Raw genomic sequence first — 2,423 nt, 5'->3', positions numbered from 1 at the left:
ATTAAACCACAGCCGGACGAGCGGCGTGATTGAGGGCGTGTCATCAAACTCCCGACGCCAACTGGCAGGAGTTTGACGGCATGCCCTAGTCCAGAAAGGCCATGGTTTTGATGCCGGTGACCTCGAACCTCTTCCGGCAACGGATATTTTTGCAGCCGACCAGGTCATCGCGCAGCACCATGTAGCTCTGGGCCTTAGCGAAGCGGGCGCGGTCACGTTCGTCGGCGCGGCCCTGCAGCGCAGGCTTTTTGCGGCGGACCAGCCAATTAAGCTGGTATTCCTGGGCCTGGCCGCAGTGGGGACAGGTAAGTGTATGGTTGCGGGACTCTGCCCGCTCATTGAAAAAATCGCGCTCTTCCATGGGCACTGCACCTCAATCAGCGACCCAAAGTATTGCATAATCGGCAGGGGAATTTCCCGTGATAGTAGGAGTTGATGGCACGTCCTAAGGCAAAAAAACAGGTATTCTCGGCAACCAAGGCAGTCAAAGCCAATGCGCGCGAGCGTGTCGGCACGCCGCCGCCATCGCAAACGCTGCCCGACACCAAGGCAAAGGCCGAAAGCCGCAAGGCGAAACATAAAGAAACCCTGGCCGACCTGCTCTCTGAGAAGGAAGCGTAGACGTCCAAGGGCAGGTAAGGAGTCTTGACCCAAATGAAGTCCCCCCTCTTCGCTGTTGTCCTGTTATCCGCCGCCACCATCGCCGCGCTGGCCCAGACGCCAACGCTGCAGATCAATAAAGAGAACCGTACGATCTCGGTCTCCGCCTCTGACTCGGTGACCACCGACGCAGATCTGGCCGTCGTGCATGTCGGCTACCAGGTGCTGGGCCGCGATGAGCAGGGCACCTATGCCGAGGGATCGCGCATCTCCAACGCCATCATGGGAGCGCTGACCGCTGCCGGTGTAGAGAAGGCAAGCATCGAGAGCGAGAACCAGAACCTCTCGCCATTGAACGACTTTGAGATCAAGCAGCTTCCCCCGGACCGCGCCGCGAACCGCTTCCGCCTGGTCCAATCCTGGAGCGTGAAGACCTCGCCCGAAAGCGCCGCCAAGGTGCTGGATACAGCCGTGAAGGCCGGGGCGAACCAGAGCGGAGCCATCGACTGGCAGTTGAAGGACGAGGCAGCGCTGGAGGCACAGGCTGCCGCCAAGGCGCTGGCCCACGCACAGCGTATCGCCGAACAGATGGCCGCCGGCCTGCATTCGAAGCTGGGATCGCTGGTCTACGCCAGCAACGAGGCTCCGCAGATTCCAAGACCTATACCCATGGCGCGCATGACCATGGCTGCGGTTCCCAGGGCTGAGGTCCAGCCGCTGGCAATCAACAGCCGCAAGGTGGAGCGTTCGGCCACCGTGACTGCCATCTTCGCGATCGAATAGAGCACGCCCCTTCCGGGATACCAAGCTGCAGGGAAAATGCTCTAAACTTCCGCCATGCCAGCGACCGACCTCAGACCCACGCCCGAAGCCGAGATCATCTTCAAGAAGTGGATTGCTCACCTGAACGACGAGTTCACCCGGCACGAGGGCTATGACCGCCGCGCTGAGATCGTCCGCGATGAGCTGCACCAGATCGTTCTCGGCCGTCCGCACGGCGGTCGCCTGAACTCCACGCTCGTGACCGAGCTGCCGATGAATGTGCTGATCGAGTCACTCGACCCGCGCAACCTCACCTTCGAGGCAGAGCTGCTGCCGGAGGTAGATGCGGCACGCTTCTACCCGCGCAAGCCGCTGCTCTTCTTCTGGGAGGCCTTCGACCGCTCGCCGCTGGGGCTGAATCACTGGCTGGGAAAAAGGTTCCGCTGCATGCTGGCGCGTCACATCTTCGCCTCGGCCGGCAAAGGCCTGGAGCTCTGCTCGGGCATCCGAATGACCTTCGGCTACAACATCACGGCGGAGGAGAACACCCTAATCCGCCGCGGTGTCATACTGGACGACCGCCAGCCAATAACCCTGCGCGGCGAAGTTTTAGCCAAATAACTGAAATAACCCAGGTCCCCGGGGTGCCCCAGGTATCGGGGTCCCCGGCGAACTTGTTTCGCTGGGGTGGTGTCCCATGGGGACCTGGGCATTCGCGCTTCGCGCGAATTGTCTTGCTTAAGGGGACGGCTTTTAGCCGTCCCGTTCCAGCTATCCATTGGAAAGGGGCTTTCAGCCTCTGAGGGCGGGATTGCGAAGCACTGCTACCATCACAGTAAGAGCCATCCATGAATCAAGAAGTCATTCTGATCCTGTTCGAATTTGTCGTTCTTGTGTTTGCCTTCAGCATCCATGAGGCCGCGCATGCATGGATGGCGAACCGCCTTGGCGATCCCACAGCGCGGATGCTGGGACGTGTCACGCTGAACCCGGTCAAGCACATCGATCCGTTTGGTTCGGTCATCATGCCGCTGATCGCGATGTTCTATCACATGCCGCTC

At 60.4% G+C, this 2,423-nt stretch carries 5 protein-coding genes; 4 read left to right on the top strand and 1 reads right to left on the bottom strand.

The window, feature by feature from the left end; genetic code table 11:
- Positions 1 to 85: 85 nt before the first annotated feature.
- A complete protein-coding gene (locus AB4043_RS22540) occupies positions 86 to 361 on the bottom strand; it encodes a hypothetical protein (protein ID WP_147646374.1) in 276 nt (91 codons plus the stop codon).
- A 74-nt stretch (positions 362 to 435) separates the two neighbouring features.
- Here AB4043_RS22540 and AB4043_RS22535 point away from each other — a divergent pair, with 74 nt between their 5' ends.
- The 4 genes from AB4043_RS22535 to AB4043_RS22520 form a co-directional block, all read left to right on the top strand.
- Positions 436 to 621, top strand: a complete 186-nt coding sequence (locus AB4043_RS22535; RefSeq protein ID WP_442302050.1) for a hypothetical protein — start codon at positions 436 to 438, stop codon at positions 619 to 621.
- A gap of 33 nt (positions 622 to 654) precedes the next feature.
- Positions 655 to 1,383, top strand: coding sequence for an SIMPL domain-containing protein (locus tag AB4043_RS22530; RefSeq protein WP_442302051.1), 729 nt, complete (start codon positions 655 to 657; stop codon positions 1,381 to 1,383).
- A gap of 54 nt (positions 1,384 to 1,437) precedes the next feature.
- Positions 1,438 to 1,983, top strand: a complete 546-nt coding sequence (locus tag AB4043_RS22525; protein ID WP_442302052.1) for a hypothetical protein — start codon at positions 1,438 to 1,440, stop codon at positions 1,981 to 1,983.
- Positions 1,984 to 2,210: 227 nt separating this feature from the next.
- On the top strand, positions 2,211 to 2,423 hold a 213-nt coding region (locus AB4043_RS22520; RefSeq protein WP_442308156.1), incomplete at its 3' end, for a site-2 protease family protein.

It is taken from the genome of Terriglobus sp. YAF25 (genome assembly GCF_052113305.1).
Classification (GTDB): Bacteria; Acidobacteriota; Terriglobia; order Terriglobales; family Acidobacteriaceae; genus Terriglobus.
This window is presented reverse-complemented; position numbering and strand designations above follow the sequence as displayed.